The following is a 26,670-nucleotide window of genomic DNA, read 5'->3' as shown; positions in this document are numbered from 1 at the left end:
GCAGCTCTACCAAGCTTTTAAATTGAATAAGTTCGGTTCTCATCGTTTGTCCTTGCTTCATAGCGCGTTGGCGAAAAAGACGGATTGAAGATCTTTCCTCAACATCGGTACGCTTTTTGCGATAGAGCCCCCAAAGGCCCTTAACCGTCAAGAATCCGTACACTATGGCATTTCCTTCTCTCACTCAACTGCGCAATACCGACCGGAAAGCGGCATGGGGTCAATTGCGTGGGTTGGGGCGCGGCAGCTTGGGTGTTCCTATCCTGTTGCTGATGTTGCTGGCCATGATCATCCTGCCCATGCCGGCATTTCTGCTGGATTCTTTCTTCACTTTCAACATCGCGTTGTCCATTGTCGTGTTGATGGTGACCATCTATGCCTTGCGTCCCCTGGATTTTGCGGCGTTTCCCACGATTTTGCTGGTGGCGACCTTGTTGCGTCTGTCATTGAACGTGGCATCTACGCGCGTGATTCTGTTGAAGGGGCAGGAGGGTGGTGATGCGGCGGGGAAGGTGATTCAGGCGTTTGGCGAGGTGGTGATCGGCGGTAATTACGCGGTGGGTATTGTGGTGTTCCTGATCCTGATGATCATCAATTTTGTGGTGGTGACCAAGGGCGCCGGGCGGATTTCCGAGGTGAGCGCGCGTTTTACCCTGGATGCAATGCCCGGTAAGCAAATGGCCATTGATGCAGACCTCAACGCGGGCCTGATCGATCAGGACGAAGCGCGCACGCGCCGCAAGGAAGTTGCGTCAGAGGCAGATTTTTATGGCGCGATGGACGGTGCGAGCAAGTTTGTGCGCGGTGATGCCATCGCGGGTATTTTGATCATGGTGATCACCATCATCGGCGGCTTGAGTATTGGCATGCTGCAGCATGATCTGGAATTCAGCCGGGCCATGGAGATCTACGTGCTGCTGACCATCGGCGATGGTCTGGTCGCCCAGATTCCATCACTTTTATTGTCAGTTGCGGCGGCCATTCTGGTTACCCGGGTTAACACCGCCGAGGACATGGGCGCGCAGATTACCGGCCAGATGTTTGCGTCACCCAAGGCCCTGGCAATTGCCGCCGCGATCTTGTTTTTGATGGGTTCCATCCCCGGCATGCCGCATGTTGCGTTTATGGGGTTAGGTTTACTGGCCGGGGGGCTGGCTTACTTCATCCATTGGAAGCGTCAGCAGCCGACCCCCGTAGAAGACAACAGCTTTATTCCCTCTGGCAGTCGTTCCGGCAGCACCAGTAAGACGCCGGCAACGGGGGGCGCTGCGCCAGAGACGCCGCGCCCGGTGGCGTCCTTACCGCCCTCGGCAGAACCTGCCGAAGTGGGTTGGGATGATGTCCAGCCGGTGGATGTGATCGGCCTGGAAGTAGGCTATCGCCTGATTCCCATGGTCGATAAAAACCAGGGCGGCGAGTTGTTGGGCCGTATTAAAGGTGTCCGCAAAAAGCTCTCCCAGGAGATGGGTTTCCTGATTCCTACCGTCCATATCCGCGACAACCTCGACCTCTTGCCCAATGGCTACCGCATCAGTTTGATGGGCGTGGCGGTGGCGGAATCCGAGGTCTATCCCGACCGCGATCTGGCGATCAATCCCGGCCAGGTATTCGGCACACTCGATGGTATCAAGACCAAAGATCCGGCTTTTGGCCTGGAAGCGGTATGGATCAGTGCCGGTCAGAAAGAACAGGCGCAGACCCTGGGCTATACCGTGGTGGATGCCAGCACTGTAGTGGCCACCCACCTCAACCAGATCCTGCAACAACATACCCACGAATTGCTCGGCCATGAAGACGTTCAGAAACTGCTCGACATGCTCGCCAAATCCTCGCCCAAGTTGGTGGAAGAGCTGGTGCCCAACACCATCAGCTTGAATGTGCTGCTCAAGGTGCTGCAAAACCTGCTGCGCGAACGGGTGCCGATTCGCGATATTCGCTCCATCGCCGAAGCCTTGGCGGCGGGGGCGGGCAAGAGTCAAGATCCCGCCGCTTTGACTGCCCTGGCGCGGGTGGCGCTGTCCCGCCAGATTGTGCAAAACATCGTGGGAGCCGAGCAAAACATACCGGTTGTCACGCTTGAGCCGGCGTTGGAACAGTTATTGCTGAGTACCGTTCAGCAGGCACAAAAAGCCGGCGCCGATGACAGTGCGTTTATCGAGCCGGGGCTGGCAGATCGCTTACAACAGTCGCTGGTAAAAGCGGCGCAGAAGCAGGAAATGGCAGGCAAACCGCTGGTGTTACTGGTTGCTGCGCCCTTGCGGATGATGTTGTCGCGCTTTGTGCGCCACAGCGTGCCGGATATGCGGGTTCTGGCTTACACCGAGATTCCCGACAACAAACAAATCACCATCGATGCCACTGTCGGTGCTGATAAAAGGTAAGTGTTAACCGCTCAAACCACGGGCGAGGAGAAGAGTTATGCAAGTCAAACGTTTCGTTGCTGCTGATATGCGTCGTGCGTTGGAGCTGGTCCGCCAGGCGCTGGGGCCGGATGCGATCATTCTCTCCAGCAACCGCACGGCAGAAGGCGTGGAGATACTGACCACGCTGGCCAGCGATACCGAATTGCAACACTTGCAGCAGCCGGCAGCGCCAACGCGTCCGCTGGTTCAGGAGCCCGCGCCAGCACCGGCAGAGGATATCCTCGGCGCATTTAAAAGCCTGGGTAGCACCGCGCGCGGCCCAGCCTCCGGCAAAACCGGTAAAGAACTGGCTGATGAGATCGAGCGTGCGCGCCTGCGCATGCTGGCCAGCCGTAACGCCGAAGCCTCCGCCAAAGAATTCCTGGTGGCCAAACAGCCCAAGGTCAATGCCGCCATTCCCCGGCAAGCACCGGGCGTAGCTGCAATAAACAGCGACACGGCGACGCTGAACAAGCCGCGTCTCACCGCCGCCGAACGTTACCCACTAATTGATGACGAGCCAGCGCCGGTCAGCACATCCAAACCGCAAGCCAGCGACTTGTTTTCCAGGCCCGAACCCATGATCAACCAGGAGCAGATCCAGCTCTCTGAACTGCAGGCTGAATTGGCCGATATGCGGTTTTTGCTGGAACAACAATTGGACCGCATCACCGGCGGAACCCCGGCACCCCAGGGCTCGCCGGTATTGTCCAGTGTGGGTCGTCGACTGGAGCGTATCGGTTTACCCGCCGAGGCGGTTGCCAAGGTGCTGCACAGCTGCAAACCAACCCGCAAGCTGGCGGATGCCTGGTCCGACGCCTTGGCCAAGCTGGCCCATCAGATGCCGGTCATGGGTAAAGATATCGTAGAGCAGGGTGGTGTTTTCGCGTTTGTCGGCCCGACCGGGGTTGGCAAAACCACCACTATCGGCAAACTCGCGGCCCGCTATGTATTGCAACACGGCGCCGATAAAGTCGCGCTGGTGACCACCGATACCTACCGCGTTGCGGCCCACGACCAGTTACGTTCGTTTGGTCGCATCTTGCGGGTACCGGTAAAGGTGGTGGATGAAAACAATACCCTTGAGGAGGTGCTGCACAGCCTGCGTCACTATTCATTGGTGCTGATTGATACGGCGGGCTTCCGCCATGGCGATCCGCATCTGAAGGCACAACTCAAAGCCCTGGCAGAACAACCCCAGGTAAAAAGTTATCTGGTGTTGTCTACCAACAGCCAGCAGCAAATGCTTAAAGCCTCGATTCACGCCTATGGCGCGGTGGGTTTGAAAGGCTGTGTGCTAACCAAACTGGATGAAACCGCCAGTATGGGAGAGGCGCTGGGCGTAATTATGCAGAGCCGCTTACCCGTGGCCTATACTACCGATGGTCAGGATATTCCCCGGGACATCCAGGTCGCCCGTGGCCACCAACTGGTATCAAAAGCGGCTGCCATGCTGCGTCAGCAGGCCGGGCAAAGAGCGATCCGTCATTAAAAGCGGGTCGCTTTGTGAAAATAAGTAATTAATGCGCCACCTTGAATATTAGTAACTATACTGATGGTCACCCGTCGGAACCCTGAGCAACCCTTACGTGAATACAACGAGAAGCTGGAGTTAGTCGATCCATGAGTCAAATGCGACCCGTACAAGTCATCGCGGTATCCGGCGGAAAGGGTGGGGTGGGCAAGAGCAACATCTCCGTCAATCTGGGTATTGCCCTGGCTGAGTTGCGCCGTCGGGTGGTGTTATTGGATGCGGATCTGGGGCTTGCCAATGTCGATGTGCTGCTCGGTCTGAAAGCCACCCACACGCTGGCCGATGTGCTGGCGGGTACCCACAGTCTGCGCGATGTGCTGGTGAACGGGCCCCAGGGGCTCAAAATTGTGCCCGCTTCATCGGGCGTGCAGCACATGGCCTCACTCAGCTCCCGTGAACATGCCGGGTTAATCAATGCCTTTAATGAATTAAGTGATCAGGTCGATGTGTTAGTGATTGATACCGCCGCCGGCATCTCTGACACCGTGGTCAGTTTTGTGCGGGCCGCCAATGAAGTGCTGATTGTGGTGTGCGACGAGCCTTCCTCTATTACCGACGCCTACGCATTGATCAAGCTGCTCAATAAAGAATATGACATGCAACGCTTCCGGGTTGTCGCCAATATGACACGCACGCCCCAGGAAGGCAGCCATATGTTTACTAAACTCAATACCGTGTGTGAAAAATTTCTGGATGTGACCCTGCAATATCTGGGGCACGTTCCTTTTGATGAAAATGTACGCAAAGCGGTACAGAAACAAAAAGCCCTGCTGGAATTTGCCCCGACCAGCAAAGCCGCACTTGCGATTCGCAGTTTGGCCAAGGCGGTGGACCAATGGCCGTTGCCCAGTGCACCCACCGGGCGCCTGGAATTTTTTGTTGAACGTTTGCTGCTTGCCGCCAACGCTCGCAGTGCGTAATGCGGGCTGGTAGTCACCGAAGGTAATCAGTATGGCCGCAGTCGATGGATTAGCCATGTACGATAAAACGAAGCAACACGCTAATCAGATTTGTGTTGAAGATTATGCGCCCCTGGTCAAACGAATTGCTTATCACATGATGGTGCGCATGCCGGCCTGTGTGCAAGTCGACGATCTGATCCAGGCCGGCATGATCGGTCTACTGGAAGCGGCACAAAAATATGATGCTTCACGCGGTGCAAGTTTTGAAACCTATGCGGGTATTCGTATTCGCGGCGCGATTGTCGATGAGATGCGCCGGGGCGATTGGGCGCCGCGTTCGGTACACCGTAATTCCCGTCTTATTGCCCAGGCGATACGCACGGTTGAAGCGCGCACCGGTCGCGATGCGCGCGATACTGAAGTGGCGGATGAACTGGGTATTCCTGTCGAAGAGTATTTCGCCATGCTGCAAGACTCCAGTTGCAGCCGCCTGTTCAGTTACGAAGAAACCTTTGGTGAAGAAGACAGCAATATCGATGCGAGCGAATCCAGCAGCGCGTTCGCCAGTCCCCTTGAAGGTATCCAGCGCGACGCGTTAAAGCGTTCGCTGGCCCAGGCGATAACCCAACTGCCTGAGCGCGAGCGTCTGGTGCTGGCGTTGTACTACGATGAAGAATTGAATTTAAAAGAAATCGGGCAGGTGCTCGGTGTGAGCGAATCGCGCATCAGCCAGATCCACAGCCAGGCAGCCCTGCGCTTGCGTGCACGCATGGCCGAGTGGCGCAGCAATGATTGACCGGCCGATATTTTGCCGGTACTTTGGCGCGCCGCAGCAGAAAACCGGAGAAAAACTGGCTACTGCAATAACAGCGACTAGACTAAAAGTAAATGAAATTCCCGCCATGGGTAGACGGAGGTTGCATTGGATAAGAACATGAAAATCCTGATAGTCGATGATTTTTCGACCATGCGACGGATTATCAAAAATCTGCTCAGAGATCTGGGGTTTTCCAACACCCATGAAGCTGATGATGGGGTTACCGCACTGCCGATGTTGAGGAGTGGCGATTTCGATTTTCTGGTTACCGACTGGAATATGCCGGGTATGACCGGCATCGATTTGCTGCGCGCCGTGCGGGCGGATGAAAAACTGTCGGCCCTGCCGGTACTGATGGTGACAGCCGAGGCCAAGCGTGATCAGATCATTGAGGCGGCCCAGGCTGGCGTCAATGGTTATGTGGTCAAACCGTTTACGGCCCAGGCCCTGAAAGAAAAAATCGAAAAAATCTTCGAGCGTGTCGGCTAATTGACACAACGCAACAGGATTCGAATGACAATGCGAAATAGACAATAAGGCGTTGTGATGGCTTCAGAGATTCAGCTGCACCAAAATGAAGAATTCATTTCTGAGTTGAAAGAGTGCGCGAAATTATTGACCGAAAAATTGCAAGGTAATCAGTTTGAAGATGCCTCGCAATTAATTCACGCCATGCTTGAGTCCCGTGATCGACACATCTTCCAATCCGTCGGTCACCTAACCCGCGCACTGCACAACGCCATCGTGAATTTTCATGTGGATGCGGACCTGACCAAAGAGCCACCCAAGGTGGAGTCTTCGGAGATTCGCGACGCGTCCAACCGGTTGAATTACGTTATTGAACTGACCCAAAAAGCCGCTGAAAAAACTATGGACATGGTGGACGAAGCGGCTCCGATTGCGATGAACCTCGGTCAGGAAGCCAGCGTGTTGCGCGATCAGTGGGCGCGCTTGAAACGCCGCGAGATGACACCGGACGAATTCCGAGTTCTCTATGGGCGAATGGATGATTTCCTTGCCCAGATGGCTACCGGTACTGAACAACTGGGGCGTAATTTACAGGAAATTATTCTTGAACAAGGCTTTCAGGATTTAACCGGGCAAGTATTAAAACGCGTAATCGGTTTGATTAATGAAGTAGAACAGGATTTGGTTAGCCTGGTGCGTATTGCAGGGCAAGTGGAAGAAATTACCGGCTTGGCTACCGGTGCCGATAAGTCCGAGCAGGAAGCCTTGATCCAAAAACGCAAAGTAGAAGCAGAAGGCCCGCAGATTAATCCCACCGGGCGGGCGGATGTGGTTTCCGGACAAGATGAAGTCGATGATTTACTGTCGAGTCTGGGTTTTTAACTTGGGGTGTGCAACTCAAGTTGCAGAGGGTTGATGAATGAGTTTTGGTGACGACGAGGACATTCTTCAGGACTTCCTGGTGGAAGCCGGCGAGATTTTGGAGCGCCTCTCGCAACAATTGGTCGACCTGGAACAACGTCCGGACGATAACAATTTATTGAACGCGATCTTCCGCGGTTTCCATACCGTTAAGGGCGGTGCGGGCTTTTTGCAATTAACCCCTATGGTGGATTGCTGCCACGTCACCGAAAACCTGTTCGACATCCTGCGCAATGGCAAACGCACCGTCACGCCGGAACTGATGGACGTGGTCTTGCAAGCCCTGGATGCGGTAAATCAGCAATTTGAACTGGTGTCCCAACGCGAAGAATTGCCCCCGGTCGATCCCGCCTTGATCTCTGCCTTGGAGCGTCTGGTTTCCTGCGAGGATCTTGCCGAAGCAGAGGCGTCCGCCGACCCATCAACGGCCGAGCCGACAGAAGTCGATACCGCCGCGCAAGGTGATATTACCGACGAAGAATTTGAAGAACTGCTGAATGCCATCGCAGACGATAATCCGGCCGCTAAAAGTACACCGGCTGCGTCGGCATCAGATGACATCACCGAAGATGAATTTGAAGCTTTACTCGATCAACTGCACGGCAAAGGTAAAAGTCCGGCGGGTAATAGTTTGCCCACAGCGGCGGCTGCCGCTAAACCCGCCGCGACAACCACGAGCGGCGACGATATTACTGACGATGAGTTCGAAGCCTTGCTCGACCAGCTGCATGGTAAAGGCAAAGGTCCGGCGGGTGCCCAAGTAAGCGCCAAGCCCGATAACGCGGCGCTGGCAAAACCGGCTACATCCGAAAAAAACAACGCAGCAACAGTCTCCCCGGCGCCTGCATCGGCCTCAGGTAATGCTGACCTGATTACTGAAGACGAATTTGAAGCTCTGCTTGATCAACTGCATGGCAAAGGGAAAGCGCCTACCAAGGCTGCGCCCGCTGCGAGCCCAGCCGGGAAAACGCCGGCAGCCGCCAATGCGCCCACGCCAGCCGCACCAAAATCAACGCCGGCCACTGGCGCCGCCAAACCGGCAACGCCAAAATCCGAACCGGCCAAAACTGCTGCCGTTGCGCCGGTGTTAGACAAAGATCCCGCCGGTACGCCGCCAGCTGTTGAAACCACCGTGCGTGTGGATACCCAACGCCTGGACGACATCATGAATATGGTAGGCGAACTGGTATTGGTGCGGAATCGCCTGGTGCGCTTGGGCAGTGGTTCCCAGGATGAAGCCCTCGCCAAAGCGGTGGCCAACCTTGATGTGGTAACCGCTGATTTACAAACCTCGGTAATGAAAACCCGTATGCAGCCGATCAAAAAAGTGTTCGGCCGCTTTCCGCGTGTGGTGCGCGATCTGGCGCGCAGCCTTAAAAAAGAAATCAATCTGGATCTGGTCGGTGAAGAGACCGATCTCGATAAAAACCTGGTTGAAGCGCTTGCTGATCCATTGGTGCATCTGGTACGCAACTCGGTGGACCACGGTATTGAATTGCCGGATATTCGCGAAGCCAATGGTAAACCGCGGGTGGGGCAAATTATTTTGTCGGCAGAGCAAGAGGGCGACCATATCCTCCTGTCGATCGCCGATGACGGCGCTGGTATCGACCCGGTCAAGTTGCGCAAGATTGCTGTCGAGCGCGGCATGTTTGACGAAGACACAGCCAATCGTTTGTCGGATACCGAAGCCTATAACCTGATCTTTGCGCCGGGTTTTTCCACCAAAAAAGAAATTTCAGATGTGTCCGGTCGCGGCGTGGGCATGGACGTGGTGAAAACCAAGATTTCGCAACTGAATGGCTCCATCGAAATTCAATCGACTGTGGGCAAGGGCACTCGTCTGGTCATCAAGGTACCGCTGACCCTCGCGATTATGCCGACCCTGATGATTATGCTGGGCCAACAGACCTTCGCGTTACCGCTGGCGAGTGTGAATGAAATCTTCCATATGGACTTGCGTAAAAGCCATGTGGTGGACGGGCAGGAATGTATCGCCATCCGCGACCAGGCGATTCCCTTGTTTCATTTGAAACAATGGCTGGTAAAAGGCACAGAAAATATTCGCTTGCAAACGGAGGCCCATGTCGTCATCGTCAGCGTCGGTACACGTCGCGTTGGTTTCGTGGTTGACCAACTCATCGGTCAGGAAGAGGTCGTGATCAAACCGCTGGGTAAAATGTTGCAAGGGACTCCCGGTATGGCTGGTGCAACCATCACCGGTGACGGCACCATTGCCCTGATTCTCGATGTGCCCGGTTTGTTGCGCCGCTACGCGCGGGGCACCAACTCCTGGGGACACAACTAAGTCAACTATCCATCACATTTATTGAATGCAACGGATGCTGTTACACAGTATGACGTTGCGGAGTATTGTTCATGCCATTGAGGGTGCTGATTGTCGATGATTCCAATTTCTTTCAGCTTCGGCTGAAGGAAATTATTGGTCAGCATCCGGATTTGCAGGTCATCGGCATTGCCAGCAACGGGCGCGAAGCCGTCGAAAAAGCGGCGGAGTTGCGCCCCGATATCATCACCATGGATTTTGAAATGCCGGTGATGGACGGTGTCACTGCTGTCAAGCACATCATGGCCAATCGCCCCGTTCCTATCCTGATGTTTTCTTCGCTGACCTATGAGGGCGCGCGCATTACACTCGATGCTCTGGCGGCGGGTGCAATGGATTTTATTCCCAAAGATTTTGCGGAAGTCTCACGTAATTCCAGTGCGTTAAAAGAAAAATTGCACGAACGTTTGCTGACGCTGGGGCGCCATGGGTATCGCTCTGGTGTCAGCGCGCCGACGCGTCCATCCTCGATTGGCAGCGTCGCCCCGGTTACGCCCGTATCCGCGCCTAAAGCGGTAGCGCCGGTTCCGAAAGTCGCCAGTGCCACAGCGGATAATTACCGCTTGAAAAAAGCTCCCAAACTACTGGTGATCGGTGCGTCTACCGGTGGTCCGGTTGCATTAAGTGAAGTGTTGACGGGCTTACCGCAGAATTTTCCTTTACCCATTGTACTGGTTCAACATATGCCGGAAAACTTCACCAAGGCATTTGCCGAGCGGTTAAATCGTCAGTGCAAAATTCGCGTGCGCGAAGCGGTTGATGGAGATGTATTGCAACCCGGCCTTGCGTTGTTGGCGCCGGGCGGCAAGCAAATGATGCTGGATAAACGCAACGGTGGCTGCGTCAAGATTCTACCTGACGATAATCGCGTAAATTACAAACCGTCGCTGGACATCACCTTCGGTTCGGCGGCCAATACCTTTGGCGATAAAGTCCTGGGAATTGTGTTAACGGGTATGGGTTCCGATGGTTGCAATGGAGCGCGGTTATTAAAGCAAGCGGGTTCGTCCATCTGGTCACAGGACGAAGCCAGTTGTGTTATTTACGGGATGCCCATGGCAGTGGCCAAGGCACAGTTAACGGATAAGGTGTTGAGTCTGAAAGACATCGGTCCACGATTGGTACGCGAGGTGATGTAGCGTGGACGTGCTCAGTATTCTTGGTGTCATTATCGGATTTGCTGCGTTGATCGGCGGCAATTTTATTGAAGGTGGTTCAATACAATCACTGATCAACGGGCCGGCAGCTTTTATCGTCATCGGTGGTACTTTTGGCGCTGCCATGTTGCAAACGCCGAAGAACAGTTTGAAGCGCGCCTGGAAGGTATTACCCTGGGTATTTCGTCCGCCGAACAATCCTTTCAAGGAAGGTATCAGCAAGCTGGTGCGCTGGGCTCACGCTGCACGTAAGGAAGGTCTGCTGGGGTTGGAGCATATTGCTGATTCGGAAAAAGATCGTTTCGCGCGCAAAGGTTTGCAGTTGCTGGTTGATGGCAGTGAGCCGGAAGTTATTCGGCGCATTATGGAAGCCGAACTGATTATCGACGAGCAGCGCGATCTGGACGCAATCAAGTTTTTCGAAAGCATGGGCGGCTACGCGCCTACTATCGGTATTATCGGCGCCGTGATGGGACTGATTCATGTGATGCGCAACCTCGCCGATCCCGAACAGTTGGGGCCGGGTATTGCCGTTGCGTTCGTCGCTACCATTTATGGTGTGGCACTGGCGAATTTGTTGTTTATTCCTATCGCTAATAAATTGCGCATGTGTATCAATGAGCGTTCGCAATACCGCGAATTAATGATTGAGGGCATCATCGCTATTGCTGATGGTGAAAACCCGCGTTCCATTGAACTGAAACTAAACGGTTATTTACATTAATGGTCCGCCGCAGACACGCCGAGGTACATGTTAATCAGGAGCGTTGGCTGGTTTCCTATGCCGACTTTATCACGCTGTTGTTTGCGTTTTTTGTAGTGATGTATTCCATCTCCCAGGTCAACCAGAGTAAATACCGCGTATTATCCGAAACCTTTGAGCACGCCTTTAACTCTCGCCAGATCACGACTGATACCACCTCCAGCAATCCTGTTGAAAAAATCATTAACCCGATCCAGGTAGGTGAGCCGGCGCTCAGTCCCGATCCGAGTGCCATTGATATTAAAGAGGGGCGTGGTGACGCCGCATCAACGTCTAACGAGCAGCTCCAGGAAATTTCCTCGTTGGTTAATGAGCGCTTTGCCGATCTGATTAATGATGAGTTGGTATCGGTGTCGAGTAACGAATTGTGGTTGCAGATTGAACTTAAGGACAGCATCTTGTTTGCGTCCGGGGGCGCTGAACTCAGTCTGCAGGCCCAGGCCATATTCGATGAAATCGCCAGTATTCTCAAAGATTATCCAAACCAGATTCAGGTGGAAGGCTACACCGATAACATTCCCATCAGCAGCACACGCTATCCAAGCAATTGGGAGTTATCTTCCGCCCGTGCCAGCGCCATTGTGAAGTTGTTGGCGGCGCGCGGTGTAGCTCCCCAACGGCTTTCAGCTGTCGGTTACGGTGAATTTCAACCGGTGGCGAGCAACGAACATCCGGCTGGGCGCGCACAAAACCGTCGCGTTGCCTTGATGATTGCCCGGCGGAAGATGGAGCGCCCCGGTGCGCCTGTAGATCAACAACTTGAACGCGCGCGGGAGATACCTCCAGCAGCACTTGCCGAGCCTCTTGGTAATGCGGTGGGCAATGCGGTTGGACAAGTAAATCCGCTGGCGGATGCCGTAAATCAAGCGGCCCAATTGAAAGCAGATTAGCGACAGTAATACCCCGGAATTTGCGCTGATGACTGCGTCAGAAGTGCAACGGCATAGTCTTTGCTTTGCTGTATGATGAGACGGAAAACGAACAACGATTGACGTTGACGAGGATCATTCAGCTTGCGCGTGTTAACCATAGCCAATCAAAAAGGTGGTGTCGGCAAGACCACGACCACAGTGGCGCTCGGCGGTTTGGCCGCAGAGCAGGGCCAACGTGTGCTATTGCTGGATTTGGATCCTCACGGTTCGTTGAGCAGCTATTTTCGTCAAGATCCCGACACACTCGAGCGCAGTACCTTCACACTCTTTCAGGAGCGCAGCAATTTATCTCCCGCGCTGGTGAAATCCCTGATTCAGTCCACGGCTTTTTCCCATATCGATATCCTGCCTTCTGCCACCGCCCTGGCAACCCTGGAGCGTCAAGCCATCGGGCAAGACGGCATGGGGCTGGTGCTTTCCCGTTCGTTGGCGCAGGTCTACGACGACTACGATCTCGCGGTTATTGATACGCCGCCTTTGTTGGGCGTGTTGATGGTAAATGCGCTGGCCGCCTGCCAGCACCTGGTGATTCCGGTGCAAACCGAATTCCTCGCGCTCAAAGGCCTTGAACGCATGGTAAATACGCTGAACATGATGGGGCGATCACGTAAAAAAGCCCTGGAATATTCCATCGTGCCGGTGATGTATGATCGCCGTACCCAAGCCTCCATCACCAGTCTGCGTACCATTCGCAACACCTATCCCGATCAGGTATGGGCGGGCCACATCCCGGTTGATACGAAATTTCGCGATGCCAGCAAAGCCGGCGTACCGCCACATTTATTCGATCCCTCGACCCGTGGTGTTGATGCTTATCGCTCACTCTATAAATGGTTGCAGCAAACGTGGCTTACTCAAGTGACCTCTTCAGGACCTGAACTTGTCCAGCCTGAGCTCGGGCGATCCAGCATTGGGCGGCCCGGCCTTGGACCGAGAGGTGCCGGATGAGCAATAAATATTCGCCGCAAGAAGCGCTGCAACATTATTTTGATGAATTACTGGCAGGTGAAGACAAGCCTCCGGTTCGCTACGCTGAACCCGATCTGGCGCAACATCTGGCGCAACAACAGAAACTGGAGAAACTGCTGCAGGCTGCCCGTCCGCAAACTGTCCTGGCTTCCCGGCCTGTTCCCGAGCCCGTTATCGCTCCGCCAGTAACGGAAATTCAGGAGTGGGAAATCGCTTCTCCGGCATTAGAGTCCGAGCCAGACAGTGTTGCCATTCCGGATGTGGTAGCGGAAATCACCCCGTCCGCCGTTGATCCCGGCACGCCGGAAGAAAGCCACTATACTGTAGAAGGATTGGCTTGGGCGGCTAACGGCCGGCCCCAGTGGGCGCAGAAAGATTTTGATGTGCTGTTGTTCCAGGTGTCCGGTTTGACCTTGGCTGTGCCATTGATTGCCCTGGGGCAAATTCAACCGCTGACCGATGAGCTGACGCCCTTATTCGGGCAGGCCGACTGGTTTATGGGATTACTCCCGACGCCGACAGGTAAAGTGCGCACCGTTAATACGGCCAAATTTGTCATGCCCGAGCGCTATGACGAGAACTTTGTCAAAACCGCAAAGTACGTCATTTCGATTGATGGTGTGCCTTGGGGCTTGGCGGTCGACTCGGTCAACCAACCGATCACCTTGAAGCCTACCGATGTGAAATGGCGGACGGAGCGCACCAAGCGACCCTGGTTAGCGGGAACGGTGAAAGATCATATGTGTGCGTTGCTGGATATTCCGATGATCGGGCAGATGCTAATCGATGCCGACCGAAATTCACCCCGACACAAACAACCAATCCGGACGCACTGATAAAGCGGCACGGAATGAAAGATGGCATAAAATTCATCATTGGCTATAGTCTATGAACATGAAGCGCGCCGGCGGGCCGCATTGAGAGGATAACGAGATGGCAACCAATACCGTAATCAATAAAAGTGCCGATGATCCCGTGTTGCAGTGGGTCACCTTTCGGCTAGACGGTGAAACTTACGGCATCAACGTGATGCAGGTGCAGGAAGTGCTGCGCTACTCCGAAATTGCCCCGGTACCCGGAGCACCTTCTTATGTATTGGGCATTATCAATTTACGCGGGAATGTCGTGACGGTTATCGACACCCGCCATCGATTTAACCTGCAAAGCGGGGAGATTACCGATAACACACGCATCGTGATCATCGAGACCGATAAGCATGTGATTGGCATTCTGGTGGATAGCGTGGCGGAAGTGGTATACCTGCGCCAGTCAGAGATTGAAATGGCACCGAACGTCGGCAACGAAGAAAGCGCCAAGTTTATCCAGGGTGTGTGCCATAAAAACAACGAACTCCTGATCCTGATTGACCTGAACAAACTGCTCAGCAGCGAAGAATGGTCCGAACTGGACGATCTTTAATGACGAGGCGAGGGCAGGTTGAATGGTGATATCGATACTGGAAGCGGGACTTATCCTGTGTCTGACGTTGAGCCTTATTGCACTCGCTGTCGCGTTTTACAGTCTCACACGCATCCGTAAACAGGCTGAGGCTAACGAAAAACTCTACCAACGTATGTTGCGCGACATCGCCATTGCCAATACCGGCTCGGTGGGTATGGGCCAGCGGTTGCTGGCGATGGAGAAGCGCTTGCAAAGCGAAGCACAAAAGCCGCGCATCGCGGATGATACCCCGGATGACGAGTTCCAGCCCTACACCCAGGCGGCGCAGCTTTTCAAGATGGGGCTCGGCAGCGAAGAAGTGGCCCGCCGCTGCGGCCTGTCCCGCGCCGAAGCCTCGCTTATGGAAATGATGCAAAAAGCTTCTCGCTAATCTTGTCCCCATTCCTGTAGGTGTCGGATTACGCTTTGCTAATCCAACCTACGGGGTGGACTCATGTAGGTCGGGTTAGCGAAGCGTAACCCGACAAAGCTTTCCCGAAACCCACCAAACCATCCGTCCCGCACCCCCTGCCAAACCCGCGAGAAACGGCCTTAAGCGCTTGATCTGCCAGGGTGGATCTGCTAGCCTGCGCCGCTTGCTGGAACATGTGTAAATCGTCAAACATTCACCCATTCCTGGCAGTGACATTGAGCGGCTGGCGCCAGCTCTCAGGTCCTCAATGTCGATCATCAACTGGCCCGTATATCTGGCAGTACGGTAATCGCAGGGTTTGGCCGTTTATAGCCATATAAATAGCGGACTCTGGGTCATTTAATAGGTACATCCATGAGCATGAGCGAAAGTTTTGCTGAGTTATTTGAAGAGAGTTTAAAGACCGTCGATATGGTGCCGGGCACCATCGTAACCGGTGTAGTGATTGACATCGACAAGGACTGGGTGACTGTTCACGCCGGCCTCAAGTCAGAAGGCGTTATCCCCGCCGAGCAGTTCCGCAACGAATTAGGCGAGCTTAACCTGCAAATTGGTGACGAAGTTCAGGTTGCTCTGGAAAGTGTAGAAGACGGTTTCGGTGAAACCCGTCTGTCCCGCGAAAAAGCCAAGCGCGCTGAAGCCTGGAAAATCCTCGAAGCTGCGCACAGTGCTGATGAAGTTATCAAAGGTGTTATCAATGGTAAGGTCAAAGGTGGTTTCACCGTTGACGTGGCCAGCATCCGCGCCTTCCTTCCCGGTTCTCTGGTAGACGTTCGCCCGGTTCGCGAAACGACTCACCTCGAAGGTAAAGAACTGGAATTCAAAGTTATCAAGCTGGACCAAAAGCGTAACAACGTTGTTGTTTCCCGCCGTGCTGTATTGGAACAAGCTAACTCTGCCGAGCGCGATGAGTTGCTGTCCACGCTGCAAGAAGGTCAAGCGGTTAAAGGTATCGTTAAAAATCTTACCGACTACGGTGCATTCGTGGATCTGGGCGGTGTAGACGGCCTGTTGCACATCACCGACATGGCGTGGAAGCGTATCAAGCATCCAGGCGAGATCGTGAATGTTGGCGACGAGATCGACGTTAAAGTATTGAAGTTCGACCGCGAACGTAACCGTGTATCTCTGGGCCTCAAGCAATTGGGCGAAGATCCATGGATTCAAATCACCAAGCGTTACCCCGAAGGTGCACGCGTTAAAGCCAAGGTTACTAACCTGACCGATTACGGCTGTTTCGCTGAGCTGGAAGAGGGCGTTGAAGGTCTGATCCACGTTTCAGAAATGGATTGGACCAACAAGAACATCCACCCATCCAAAGTGGTTCAATTGGGTGATGAGATCGAAGTGATGGTTTTGGATATCGACGAAGAACGTCGTCGTATCTCCCTGGGCCTGAAGCAATGTCAGGAAAACCCATGGGATGCATTTGCCCGTACTTGCGCCAAAGGCGACAAAATCACCGGCAAAATCAAGTCCATCACTGACTTTGGTATCTTCATCGGTCTGGACGGCGGCATCGACGGTCTGGTTCACTTGTCTGACATCTCCTGGCACGAAGCCGGCGAAGAAGCTGTACGCAAGTACAAGAAAGGCGACGAACTGGAAACCGTTGTATTGGCTATCGACCCTGAGCGCGAGCGTATCTCCCTCGGTATCAAACAACTGGAAGCTGATCCGTTCTCTGAGTACGTGACTGAGAACGACAAAGGCGCCATCGTTAAAGGTACCGTTAAGGAAGTAGAAGCCAAGGCTGCCGTTATTACCCTGGCGCCGGACGTTGAAGCTGTACTGAAAGCCTCAGAACTGAGCCGCGAGAAAGTTGAAGACGCGCGCAACGCCCTGAAAGTTGGCGACGAAGTTGAAGCCAAGATTATTGCAGTCGACCGCAAGAATCGCAGCATCAACCTGTCTATCAAAGCGAAAGACGTTGATGACGAGAAGTCAGCTATCAAAGAGCACAGCAACAAGCAATCTGACCAAGCTTCACCGACTACCCTGGGTGACTTGATCAAGGCTCAAATGCAAAGCAAAGAGTAATCTTTGATGACACAATGGCTGCCCTTAGGCAGCCATTGTTGTTATATCCCCCGCTTATGTAACACCCTATTAATAAAAAGCCTTTAATTTTTATAGAGTTAGCGGGATTTTTACGCTATAAAGTAGGTGATGACCACGCAGTAAGTTTTGCCTGATTTTATCTTCCATAGAGCACAGGCCATGACCAAATCTGAACTTATAGAATATATCACTGAAAAACAGAACCAACTGCCGATGCGCGATGTTGAGCTGGCGGTTAAATTGTTACTGGAATATATGTCAGACATCCTGGCGTCTGGTGAACGAATTGAAATCCGGGGTTTTGGCAGCTTCTCGCTCCACTACCGCGCGCCGCGGATGGGGCGTAACCCCAAGACGGGCGAATCCGTAATGCTTGAAGGCAAGTATGTTCCGCACTTCAAGCCAGGAAAAGAAATGCGTGATCGTGTTAATGAAAGTATTCAACACTAGGCTTGGATCGAATTTTCAAGAAACGGCATGCTCCAGGAGTATGCCGTTTTTTTATTTTATGGCTATTTGTTAATAACCTCTCTGGCTGTGACGGTTGTGAATTCCACGGAGTAAGATGATGACGCAAGGGCTTGGTTTATCGCTCATATTGCTTCTCGCCGTGGTAGCCGGTTTTTTACTTGGCTGGCGGCTTAACCAAAAACGCAGTAACGCCTTTAAACAAACCTTTGCCCATAGCTATTACCGCGGTATGAGTTATTTGCTCAACGAGCAAATGGACAATTCCGTTGATAAGTTTATTGACTCTCTTGAAGTTACCGGAGAAACACTGGAGATCCACCTGGCGCTCGGCAACATGATGCGCAGAAAAGGTGAGGCAGCCAAGGCAATCAAGATCCATCAAAATGTATTGGAATGTCGTGGGCTTACCAGTAAACAGCACCACGAAGCACAACTGGAACTTGCCCGCGATTATGTCAGTGCAGGGCTGCTTGATAGGGCGGAGAGTTTATTCCAGGAATTGATTGAGCTGGATTCATTTTACACGCCGCAAGCGCTGGAACAACTCATCGAGATTTATCAGGATGAGAAAGAGTGGGACAAGGCCATCCAGTCGGCCAATATGTTATCCAGCTTAAAAGGTGACAAAGAACCACGGGAGCTGATGGTAGCCAAGGCACACTTTTGCTGTGAGCTGGCACTTCAGGATATAGAGAAAAAGGATTTTGACTCGGCCAGACAAAACCTGCAACAGGCGGTTGCTTTCGATAAACATTCAGTGCGTGCAAGTTTGATTACTGCTGAATTGGCTTATCGCAACAGTGATTATGAAGCAGCGCTTGCCGCGCTAAAAATGGTTCCCCAGCAAGATCCGGAGCGCATTAATATTACACTTTCATTATTGTGCGATGTGTACGAACAGTTGGGTGATAGTGACGGACTGCAAGAAACCTTAAAAGAGTGGTTGGAACGTTACCCAACCAACCAACTGGTGATACAGCTTGCCGATAGGATACGCGCGGCCCAAGATGATTATGCAGCAGCGGATTTTATTGCCGAGCAATTAAAAAGAAAGCCCTCAATCAAGGCGTTGAACCGTTTGGTGGAGTTGCACTTGCTGCATTCCGAAGGTAAAGCGAAAGAAAATTTACAGCTACTGAAACAGTTGGTTGATAAGGTCATCGCCGAAAAACCGGCTTACCACTGTATCAAGTGCGGTTTTTCCGGAGCGCACCTGCATTGGCTTTGCCCCGGCTGTAAAACCTGGGGTAGCGTCAAAATCATCAAGGGCGTCGCTGGCGAATAACAAACGGCATCCGCTTCGGATTTTGGCCCGTTTCTTGTTTGCCCAATGATTGGCAATCTTTTTTTAGGCAGCGAAGGAGTTTACCCGCATGAAAGTAACAGTATTTGGTATTGGCTACGTAGGGCTTGTACAGGGGGCCGTGCTGGCGGAAGTAGGGCATCAGGTCATGTGTATTGATGTCGATCCCGCCAAGGTGGAACGCCTCAAATTGGGTCAAATTCCTATCTATGAACCCGGTCTGGAATCGTTGGTTAAAGAAAACCATGCCGCCGGTCGTTTAAACTTCACCACAGATGCAGCCGAAGGCGTCAAACACGGTGAAGTCCAATTTATTGCGGTAGGCACCCCCCCGGATGAAGACGGCTCTGCCGATCTTAAATATGTATTGGCGGTTGCTTCAACCATTGCCGAGCATATGGAATCCCATCAAATTGTTATCGACAAGTCCACCGTGCCGGTCGGCACAGCAGACAAAGTCAAAGCCAGAATCACCGAAGTACTCGCCCAACGTGGCCGCAGTGACCTGACTTTCGATGTTGTATCCAACCCGGAATTTTTGAAAGAAGGCTCAGCGGTTGCAGACTGCATGCGCCCCGAGCGCATCATCATCGGTACCAGCAGCGACCATGCGGAAGAAGTCATGCGTGAACTCTACGCGCCTTTCAGCCGTAATCACGACAAGGTTATTGTGATGGACGTGCGCAGCGCCGAGCTGACCAAATACGCCGCCAACTGTATGCTGGCCACCAAGATCAGCTTTATGAACGAAATGGCCAACCTCGCAGAAATACTCGGTGCGGATATTGAAGCGGTTCGCCAGGGCATCGGCAGTGATTCGCGCATCGGTTACCACTTTATCTACCCGGGCGTTGGTTACGGTGGCTCCTGCTTCCCCAAAGATGTTCAGGCGTTAATTAAAACCGCCGAGCAAATTGATTTTGATGCGAAGGTTTTAAAAGCCGTTGAATCAAGAAACAACGAACAAAAAACCACGCTCTTCAAAAAAATCGACAAACACTTCAGCGGCGACCTCAAAGGTAAAACCTTTGCGATCTGGGGCCTTTCTTTTAAACCTAATACCGACGATATGCGTGAAGCACCCTCCCGCGTACTGATGGAAGCACTCTGGAATGCCGGTGCAAAAGTACAGGCGTATGACCCGGAGGCCATGGAAGAGACTCAGCGCATTTATGGGAATCGGGATGATATAATCCTGTGCGGTACTAAAGAGGGGGCTTTGAAAGGTGCTGATGCACTGGTCATTGTGACTGAATGGCAGACATTCCGGGCGCCTGATTTTGATTTAATCAAGCAAATGCTCGTTCAGCCGACTATATTTGATGGTCGGAATATGTATGATCCGAAGCGAATGCATAAAAAAGGCTTTACTTATTATTCTGTGGGACGTAATTAATGAAAATAATTGTTACAGGTGGAGCCGGATTTATCGGCTCCGCCGTTATTCGTCATATAATTAATAATACTCAGGATGAGGTTGTTAATCTCGACAAGTTAACTTATGCGGGCAATCTGGAGTCGCTGACGAGCGTTTCTGACAATAGTCGCTACTCTTTCGAGCAAGTCGATATCTGTAATAAAGCAGAGCTGGAACGAGTATTCCATCAATATCAGCCGGATGCAGTCATGCATCTGGCTGCTGAAAGTCATGTAGACCGCTCCATCGACGGGCCTGCGGCTTTTATTGAAACAAATATTGTTGGCACATACACCTTGCTGGAGGTTGCCAAACAATACTGGCGGAACCTGGCCGGTACTGCAAAAAAGGCTAACTTTCGATTTCATCATATCTCCACTGACGAGGTGTATGGAGATTTGGAAGAGCCTGAGGATCTTTTCAAAGAAACAACTCCCTACGCACCCAGCTCCCCTTATTCCGCGAGCAAAGCCAGTTCAGATCATTTGGTCCGTGCCTGGAGCAGGACGTATGGATTACCCACAGTTATTACCAACTGCTCAAACAACTACGGCCCGTTTCACTTTCCCGAAAAATTGATTCCGCTGGTAATACTTAATGCTTTGGAAGGAAAACCTTTACCTGTCTATGGCAAAGGAAATCAAATTCGTGACTGGCTCTTTGTCGAAGATCACGCTCGCGCATTATATAAAGTAGTGACCGAGGGGCGTATAGGTGAAACTTATAACATCGGTGGTCATAACGAGAAACAAAATATTGATGTCGTAAACACAATCTGCGATCTGCTTGATGAATTCAGGCCCCTGCCAACAGCGGATTTAAACATTTCATCTCATAAAGAATTAATTACATTTGTGCAAGATAGGCCCGGTCACGATCTGCGTTATGCCATTGACGCTAGCAAAATAAAAAAAGATCTTGGGTGGGAACCCATCGAAACATTCGAATCCGGTATCCGTAAAACGGTGCTTTGGTATCTCGAAAATCTCAATTGGGCACAGAGAGTGCAAGACGGTAGCTACAGGCGCGAACGTCTGGGTGTTAATCAATAAAATAAAGAAGTGGTGGGAGTTTTATGAAAGGCATTATTCTTGCGGGCGGCAGCGGTACCCGCTTACACCCTATTACAAAAGGCGTATCCAAGCAGCTACTGCCTATCTACGACAAACCGATGATTTATTATCCGTTATCGGTGCTGATGCTTGCGGGCATCCAGGACATTCTGATTATTACGACCCCCGAAGACTCCGCAAGTTTCATGCGTTTGCTCGGTGATGGTTCTCAATTTGGTCTTCGTCTCAATTACGCTGTTCAACCCAGTCCGGATGGCCTTGCTCAGGCATTTATTATCGGCGAAGGGTTTATTGGCTCTGATAACGTCTGTTTGGTGTTGGGCGATAATATTTATCATGGTCACGGTCTTACCCAGCATCTGCAGCATGCAGTGGGCAGGAAAAAAGGCGCAACAGTATTTGGTTATCACGTTACTGACCCTGAACGATTCGGCGTCGTCGAATTCGATGAAAATATGCGGGCAATTTCGATTGAGGAAAAACCCAAATCGCCCAAATCAGATTATGCGGTAACAGGGTTATATTTTTACGACAACGACGTAATAGATATTGCGAAAACGATCAAGCCGTCCTCGCGAGGTGAGCTCGAAATTACCAGCGTAAATAATATTTATCTCGAGCGAGGAGACCTCAATGTGGAGCTGTTAGGTCGTGGATATGCCTGGTTGGATACTGGCACTCACGATAGCTTGCTTGAAGCGGGTCACTTTGTGCAAACCATCGAGCATCGCCAAGGCTTGAAAGTTGCGTGCCTGGAGGAAATTGCCTTCCATAATGGTTGGATAACCAAAGAGCAACTGGTAGCAGAAGCAAAAGCACTGGCGAAAACAGGCTATGGTCAGTACTTGATGAAAATAGTTGAGCAAGGGAAAGCATGAAAATTCTAGTCACAGGGTCCAATGGGCAAGTTGGGCATTGTCTATTGCAGCAGTTGTCAGCGAAGGAATGGACCGTTAAAGCGCTCGCGCGTGAACAATTAGACATTTCTGATTCTACTGCGGTGGATAAGATAGTGAAAGAGTTTGCTCCTGATATTATCATTAACGCAGCAGCCTACACGGCGGTAGATAAAGCAGAAACCGATGCAGAGGCAGCGTTCCGTATCAATCGCGATGGGCCACAAAATCTGGCGAAAGCGGCTCACGCCATCAATGCAGTCATTCTGCATATATCCACTGATTATGTTTTTGCTGGTGACGCGTCAGAAGCTTATCAGGAGTCTGCAGAAACCGCTCCCCAAGGCGTTTATGGTAAAAGTAAGCTGGAAGGCGAGGTCGCGGTCGCTCAAGCTAACCCCAAACATATTATCCTGCGTACTGCCTGGGTGTTTTGCGAGCATGGCAATAATTTTGTAAAAACCATGATCAGACTAGGCGCCCAACGCGATGCTTTGGGTATCGTTGCGGATCAAGTAGGTGGCCCGACTTACGCTCAAGATATTGCCGCTGCACTGATTAAGATTGCTGAGCAATATAACCAACAAAAAGACATACCCTGGGGAATTTACCATTTTTCCGGAGCCCCGCATGTTTCCTGGTATGAATTTGCCAGGTACATTTTCAATGAGGTTAAACGCGCTGACCTTTATGAAAAGCCCATCCCCGATATAAAACCAATCGCTACTGCTGATTATCCGACACCGGCTAAGCGCCCAGCTAATTCGCGCCTGGATTGCAAAAAAATACAAGATGCGTTTGGTATTAACCCAAGTGATTGGCGAGTGGCATTAAAGAATATCCAAGATTATGCGAGTTAAATCATGAACGTGATAGACACCGAAATTCCTGACGTAAAAATATTTGAGCCGAAAATTTTTGGCGACGACAGAGGCTTTTTCTTTGAGAGCTACAGCCAAAAAATATTCGAGGAAGCAATGGGCTTACAAGCAAAATTTGTGCAAGATAATCATTCAAAATCCGTTCGCGGCGTATTGCGCGGACTTCACTATCAGTTACCGCCCATGGCTCAAGGCAAGTTGGTTAGAGTTGTTGAAGGTGAAGTATTCGATGTGGCCGTAGATATTCGCAAATCGTCCCCGACGTTTGGCAAGTGGGTGGGTGTGCTGTTGTCAGCAGAAAATAAACGCCAGCTATGGATTCCTGAAGGTTTTGCTCACGGCTTTTTAACCTTAAGCGAGACAGCCGAGTTTCTCTATAAAACCACCAATTACTACTCGCCGACCCACGAGGGGTCAATTATATGGAATGATGATGCTCTCGCTGTTGCTTGGCCGAAAGTGGGTGATGTTCTCGTTTCCGGCAAGGATCAGGCGGCACCAAATTTTAAAAATGCCATTTATTTTGATTAAGTTCATGTCGGTATACGCAATTGAAAATTCTTGATTTTATAGTTCTGGTCGATACCAAAGCGAAAATGAGTTTAAAAGCGGAAACGTCAAAACTCTATTTGAGCTTTTTATGGTGGATACTAGAGCCGATACTATTTGTACTTGCTTTCTATTTTGTATTTAGCGTCTTGCTGGGTAACAGGCAGGAAAACTTTATACTATTTTTGATGTGTGCGAAAATTCCATACATGTGGTTTTCAAAAGCTGTGACCAGTGCGTCTGGTAGTATAGTTGCTAATACAGGGATTATCAGCCAAATTGATATTCCCAAAGCTATCTTCCCTTATGCGTCTATCCAGATTTCTTTATATAAGGAAATTCCCGTCTTTTTTCTGCTATTTGCGATGTGTGTTTACTATGGCTATATGCCTTCGCTGGAGTGGTTATGGTTAATACCATTATTTATTGTGATGTATTTAATGATAGTAACATTTGGCCTGCTGACCGCTGTTTTGGTGTGTTATGCAGATGATGTGCGTATGCTCATTAATATGGCAATGCTTTTTTTAATGTTTACCAGTGGTATCTTCTTTGAAATTGAAACCATTCGTGAACCGTTACAAAGTTATTTATTAATCTTTAATCCCCTCGCGTTTGTGTGTGATGGTTTTAGAAAAATATTAATGAATAAAGGTTCTTATGATCTTGAGCATATGTTGGTGCTTTTGGGAGTTTTCTCAGTTGCCACTGTTGCGATGAATGTATTTTACCGTAGCATGAGCCGAACTATTGCGGCGAGAGTGGTGAACGCATGACCTCTCCAATTTTACAAGCCCAGCAAGTTTCTCTCACCTATAAGAGCAGCAAAAGAGGTTTTTTCTCTCAATTCAAGCATGAAGCATTAAAGGATATTTCATTTGATCTTATGCGGGGAGAAACACTCGGCATCCTCGGCAGAAACGGTGGTGGCAAAAGTACTCTGTTGCGTATCCTTGCGGGTATCGTTAACCCCACGTCCGGTAAAGTAAATTGTGCTCCCAACACTACCCGTGCTTTACTTACGCTTGGTTTAGGGTTTATGCCAAACATCAGTGGGCGTGAAAATGCTCTTTATTCAGCTATGTTGCAAGGTGCCACACGCAGAAAAGCCAAATCTCTTTTGAAAGATATAGAGGAGTTTTCTGAGCTAGGTGAGTTTTTCGATCAGCCCGTGGATACGTATTCATCGGGTATGAGAGCTAGACTCGGATTTGCCACGGCTATGTATACTCACGTAGATATTCTATTTATTGACGAAGTGTTAAGCGTAGGCGATGCGCACTTTCGGAAAAAGGCTGAAGCTGCCATGGCTGAAAAATTGCATAGTGATCAAACCTGTGTGTTTGTTTCGCATAATTCGGATCAAATTAACAAAATTTGCTCTCGTGTCATTTGGATCGAAGGTGGCGTTATTAGAGAGCAGGGTGACACTGCAACTGTGGCCCACCATTATAATTTATCCATGATGTCAGAAAACTGATACGAAAATTGGGCTCCGCTTCCAATAGATAATTTCAAGTCACAATGTGGCGCTACCCTAAAGGTATTCTCTATGAGTTTAATGCTGACGGTTTATAGTTCGCCGGCTTGGGACTCTCTGGCCAACGTTTGTGGTCTGCCCGTAATTACTGATGCTGCTCTTGCAACAGAGAAGTACTTGGCAGTGTTGCGAACTGTGCAACCATTATCCGCTGTGTCAAGTTTGGTTTTGCAATCACAAGGTAATGGTGATTTTTTGTTGGCGGTGGTGCAGGCGGAACACTTTCTTGCAAATGCCATCAGGGAAGGAGAAAAGTTAGAGGAAGCTTCGGCTCAGTGGGAGCTGCAAGTGAATGCATTGCTGGCGCTACAAGCCCAGCACAGGCGACGGTTGAAACTATTTAATTTGCACCAGGCGCTGACAGATCCAGCCGCTTTTCGGAGTGCGTTGGGTTCGGCGGCCGCAGTTAGAGAGTACCCATCGCAATCTATCGATAATAGTTTGGAGCTGCTAGCTGCTTCCCAATATGTTTCTCAGCGGCAGCGCTTAAAACAGCTAAATGCTCGCTTACAAGCCTCGTCTTTACCTTTATGCGACAGTGAAATCCTTACATTGGACGTTGATAACGTTCTTGAGCATAGTTCTGCACAGTTGGTTGCTGCTAAGGAAGAGCGGTTTTTTTTGCTCGAACAACAGCGTGGCTTGCAGCAACAATTAGACAAGCAAACTACAGAATATAATCTGCTACGTAAAGCGCTGCAGCGAACTGAAATGTCGCTTCTTTCTACAAAAGAGGAGCGCGATCTAATTCTATCGCAACTACAGCAAGTTCAAGAGCAGCTAGAACAATACCATTATGCAGTTCAACTAGAGCAACAAAAAAATGAGCAGGCAGCGCTACTCTTGCAAGAAGAGCAGCAAAAAAACAAACATGCTGCGTTGGCTCATGATAAGCAGCACGCTAAAGAGATAGCGAAGTTGGAGAGTGAGCTCAATAAAACCAAAGCCAGAGCAGCCAGTGCCGAATATGCCGGCCGATTATTGCAAGAAGAGCTGGAAAAGCTGAAAAGTTCTACATTGTGGAAAGCAACTGGGCCTGTGCGTGCTCTTGGTAGTTTGGTAAAAAAAGCTGACAAAAGTCATGAAAAACTGCAACAGGATTGCGCTCTTTTGCTCACCTCAGAATATTTTGATATCGACTGGTACTTGCAAGCTTATCCAGACGTAGCCGATAGTAAGATGAATCCAGCGGAGCACTATTTGCTCTACGGTGCGGCTGAAGGACGGTTACCTGGCCCACGTTTTGACGGCAACTGGTATGTTCAACATTATCCTGATGTGGCGTCTGCTGGCACAAACCCTTTGTTGCACTTCATCATGTTCGGTCAGCAGGAGGGTCGCAGTAGTTCGCCTAAGTTGTTGACCAATAACAGCCAGCATGGAGAGGAGTAATC

Annotated in this window: 25 protein-coding genes; all 25 read left to right on the top strand. The window is 51.0% G+C overall.

All coding sequences use genetic code 11. The features are described 5' to 3' along the window. Window positions 1-164 precede the first annotated feature (164 nt). Window positions 165-2,381, top strand: a complete 2,217-nt coding sequence (flhA, locus tag ACSV5M_RS12910) for a flagellar biosynthesis protein FlhA (protein ID WP_439176646.1) — start codon at window positions 165-167, stop codon at window positions 2,379-2,381. 37 nt (window positions 2,382-2,418) lie between these two features. Next, entirely contained in the window at window positions 2,419-3,894 is a 1,476-nt protein-coding gene (gene flhF, locus ACSV5M_RS12905; RefSeq protein WP_439176645.1) for a flagellar biosynthesis protein FlhF, read from the top strand. 131 nt (window positions 3,895-4,025) lie between these two features. After that, on the top strand, window positions 4,026-4,856 hold the full coding sequence (locus tag ACSV5M_RS12900) for a MinD/ParA family protein (protein WP_439176644.1): 831 nt from the start codon (window positions 4,026-4,028) through the stop codon (window positions 4,854-4,856). Window positions 4,857-4,887: 31 nt separating this feature from the next. Beyond that, entirely contained in the window at window positions 4,888-5,634 is a 747-nt protein-coding gene (locus ACSV5M_RS12895; protein WP_439176643.1) for an RNA polymerase sigma factor FliA, read from the top strand. 126 nt (window positions 5,635-5,760) lie between these two features. Continuing rightward, window positions 5,761-6,144, top strand: a complete 384-nt coding sequence (cheY, locus tag ACSV5M_RS12890) for a chemotaxis response regulator CheY (RefSeq protein ID WP_087465826.1) — start codon at window positions 5,761-5,763, stop codon at window positions 6,142-6,144. Window positions 6,145-6,201: 57 nt separating this feature from the next. Next, window positions 6,202-7,005: a protein phosphatase CheZ gene (locus ACSV5M_RS12885; protein WP_439176642.1), complete on the top strand. Its 804-nt coding sequence runs from the start codon at window positions 6,202-6,204 to the stop codon at window positions 7,003-7,005. Between the two features lie 37 nt (window positions 7,006-7,042). Next, the gene (locus tag ACSV5M_RS12880) at window positions 7,043-9,352 is read left to right on the top strand and encodes a chemotaxis protein CheA (protein WP_439176641.1); all 2,310 of its coding nucleotides are present in this window, start codon (window positions 7,043-7,045) and stop codon (window positions 9,350-9,352) included. Window positions 9,353-9,423: 71 nt separating this feature from the next. Further along, entirely contained in the window at window positions 9,424-10,530 is a 1,107-nt protein-coding gene (locus ACSV5M_RS12875) for a protein-glutamate methylesterase/protein-glutamine glutaminase (protein ID WP_439176640.1), read from the top strand. 1 nt (window position 10,531) lies between these two features. Further along, entirely contained in the window at window positions 10,532-11,272 is a 741-nt protein-coding gene (locus ACSV5M_RS12870; RefSeq protein ID WP_439176639.1) for a flagellar motor protein, read from the top strand. After that, the gene (gene motD, locus ACSV5M_RS12865) at window positions 11,272-12,201 is read left to right on the top strand and encodes a flagellar motor protein MotD (protein ID WP_439176638.1); all 930 of its coding nucleotides are present in this window, start codon (window positions 11,272-11,274) and stop codon (window positions 12,199-12,201) included. Before ACSV5M_RS12870 ends, motD begins: the two co-directional genes overlap by 1 nt. Before the next feature lie 123 nt (window positions 12,202-12,324). After that, on the top strand, window positions 12,325-13,191 hold the full coding sequence (locus tag ACSV5M_RS12860) for a ParA family protein (RefSeq protein WP_439176637.1): 867 nt from the start codon (window positions 12,325-12,327) through the stop codon (window positions 13,189-13,191). Continuing rightward, on the top strand, window positions 13,188-14,048 hold the full coding sequence (locus ACSV5M_RS12855) for a chemotaxis protein CheW (protein ID WP_439176636.1): 861 nt from the start codon (window positions 13,188-13,190) through the stop codon (window positions 14,046-14,048). The genes ACSV5M_RS12860 and ACSV5M_RS12855 overlap by 4 nt, the downstream gene beginning before the upstream one ends. Window positions 14,049-14,145: 97 nt before the next feature. After that, entirely contained in the window at window positions 14,146-14,631 is a 486-nt protein-coding gene (locus ACSV5M_RS12850; RefSeq protein WP_439176635.1) for a chemotaxis protein CheW, read from the top strand. Between the two features lie 22 nt (window positions 14,632-14,653). Beyond that, entirely contained in the window at window positions 14,654-15,043 is a 390-nt protein-coding gene (locus tag ACSV5M_RS12845) for a DUF2802 domain-containing protein (RefSeq protein ID WP_439176634.1), read from the top strand. A gap of 402 nt (window positions 15,044-15,445) precedes the next feature. Then, window positions 15,446-17,125 carry a 30S ribosomal protein S1 gene (gene rpsA / locus ACSV5M_RS12840; RefSeq protein ID WP_439176715.1) on the top strand — a complete coding sequence of 560 codons (1,680 nt, stop codon included), beginning with the start codon at window positions 15,446-15,448 and terminating at the stop codon, window positions 17,123-17,125. A gap of 180 nt (window positions 17,126-17,305) precedes the next feature. Continuing rightward, complete coding sequence (ihfB, locus tag ACSV5M_RS12835; RefSeq protein ID WP_087465817.1) at window positions 17,306-17,596, top strand: integration host factor subunit beta; 291 nt, start codon at window positions 17,306-17,308, stop codon at window positions 17,594-17,596. A gap of 118 nt (window positions 17,597-17,714) precedes the next feature. After that, a complete protein-coding gene (lapB, locus tag ACSV5M_RS12830) occupies window positions 17,715-18,902 on the top strand; it encodes a lipopolysaccharide assembly protein LapB (protein WP_439176633.1) in 1,188 nt (395 codons plus the stop codon). 88 nt (window positions 18,903-18,990) lie between these two features. Next, window positions 18,991-20,316, top strand: a complete 1,326-nt coding sequence (locus tag ACSV5M_RS12825) for a UDP-glucose dehydrogenase family protein (RefSeq protein WP_439176632.1) — start codon at window positions 18,991-18,993, stop codon at window positions 20,314-20,316. Beyond that, window positions 20,316-21,389 (top strand): dTDP-glucose 4,6-dehydratase, encoded by a 1,074-nt coding sequence (gene rfbB, locus ACSV5M_RS12820; protein ID WP_439176631.1) that lies wholly within the window; start codon window positions 20,316-20,318, stop codon window positions 21,387-21,389. Before ACSV5M_RS12825 ends, rfbB begins: the two co-directional genes overlap by 1 nt. Before the next feature lie 23 nt (window positions 21,390-21,412). Next, window positions 21,413-22,288, top strand: a complete 876-nt coding sequence (gene rfbA / locus ACSV5M_RS12815) for a glucose-1-phosphate thymidylyltransferase RfbA (protein WP_439176630.1) — start codon at window positions 21,413-21,415, stop codon at window positions 22,286-22,288. Beyond that, the gene (gene rfbD, locus ACSV5M_RS12810; RefSeq protein ID WP_439176629.1) at window positions 22,285-23,166 is read left to right on the top strand and encodes a dTDP-4-dehydrorhamnose reductase; all 882 of its coding nucleotides are present in this window, start codon (window positions 22,285-22,287) and stop codon (window positions 23,164-23,166) included. The genes rfbA and rfbD overlap by 4 nt, the downstream gene beginning before the upstream one ends. Window positions 23,167-23,169: 3 nt before the next feature. Continuing rightward, a complete protein-coding gene (gene rfbC, locus ACSV5M_RS12805) occupies window positions 23,170-23,718 on the top strand; it encodes a dTDP-4-dehydrorhamnose 3,5-epimerase (protein WP_439176628.1) in 549 nt (182 codons plus the stop codon). 20 nt (window positions 23,719-23,738) lie between these two features. Continuing rightward, window positions 23,739-24,512, top strand: coding sequence for an ABC transporter permease (locus ACSV5M_RS12800; protein ID WP_439176627.1), 774 nt, complete (start codon window positions 23,739-23,741; stop codon window positions 24,510-24,512). Next, window positions 24,509-25,216, top strand: a complete 708-nt coding sequence (locus tag ACSV5M_RS12795) for an ABC transporter ATP-binding protein (protein WP_439176626.1) — start codon at window positions 24,509-24,511, stop codon at window positions 25,214-25,216. The genes ACSV5M_RS12800 and ACSV5M_RS12795 overlap by 4 nt, the downstream gene beginning before the upstream one ends. 72 nt (window positions 25,217-25,288) lie before the next feature. Further along, a complete protein-coding gene (locus tag ACSV5M_RS12790; protein WP_439176625.1) occupies window positions 25,289-26,668 on the top strand; it encodes a hypothetical protein in 1,380 nt (459 codons plus the stop codon). Window positions 26,669-26,670: the final 2 nt, after the last annotated feature.

Source organism: Cellvibrio sp. ARAG 10.3 (assembly GCF_051846955.1).
Taxonomy (GTDB): Bacteria; Pseudomonadota; Gammaproteobacteria; order Pseudomonadales; family Cellvibrionaceae; genus Cellvibrio.
The sequence above is the reverse complement of the archived record's forward strand: the minus strand, read 5'-3'. Positions and strand labels throughout refer to the sequence as shown.